We start from the raw sequence: 1,020 nt of genomic DNA on the forward strand, positions 1-1,020 counted from the left end.
AGGCTGGGCAGCTGAAGCGGTTCGATGTTGATGGCGGCCAGATCGTTATCGATGGCGCCGGCCTTAACGCCGCCAATATCAGCCAGTTCGACCTGATCACCCGCAGCGCCAAGCTCAATGCGGCGATTTATGCCCAGCAGCTAAACGTGATAACCGGCCGCAACGACGTGGATGCGGCGACCTTGGCGGCCACGGCCAAAGCTGATGCCAGTAGCTCAAGGCCTGGCGTTTCTATCGACAGTTCCGCGCTTGGTGGCATGTACGCCGGCGCGATTCGTTTAGTCGGCACCGAGGCGGGTGTCGGGGTAAAGCTGGCCGGCGATATGGCGGCCAGCGGTGACGATATTCAGATCGACGCCAACGGCAAATTAACCGTGGCGCGGGTGGTAAGCGCTGGGCAGTTACGGGCCAAGGCCGAGCAGATTGAGTTCACCGATAAAGCCCATGCCGATGGCGCTGTGCAGGTGGTTTCGAGCGGCGCGGTGACCGTCACCAAAAGCCTCACCAGTGCGGCCGATGTTTCGATAAAAGCTGGCTCGCTGAGCAACCAGGGAACCTTGGGCGGTGCTGGCTCTGTTCGTCTTGATGCATCGACGTTGCTGAACCAAGCCGGCCTGATTTTTAGCGGCCAGGATATGGCCCTTAACGTCGACAGCTTTACCAACCAAAACGGCGACGTTTACAGCCTCGGCAACCTGGCAATCACCGCCACCGATGCGGTCGACAACCGCTCCGGCAGCATCGAAAGCGCTGGCGAGCTAACGCTTAAAGCCAAGCGCATCAGCAACAGGCGCGACGTACTCAGCACCCGCCAGGAAAAATACGCCGCCCGTATTACCGAACTGCCATGCAGCAGTGACTACGGCGCCGGCGATTGCGACGGCGGTAAGGAAAACCAGGTTTGGAAAATCCTCGAACGTGACCGCTTGCTGGTTACCGAAGCGAGTCGTGGGGCGTTTATCACCGCAGGCGGCAACCTTAGCCTGATGGGCGAAGGCCTGCTCAATCACGCCAGCTCGA

Annotated in this window: 1 pseudogene; it reads left to right on the forward strand. The window is 60.0% G+C overall.

The features are described from left to right. A pseudogene (locus AAAB16_RS01980) lies at nt 1-1,020 on the forward strand (hypothetical protein); the annotation flags it as partial.

Origin of the sequence: Pseudomonas sp. (assembly GCF_037994325.1) — a bacterium.
Taxonomy (GTDB): Bacteria; Pseudomonadota; Gammaproteobacteria; order Pseudomonadales; family Pseudomonadaceae; genus Aquipseudomonas.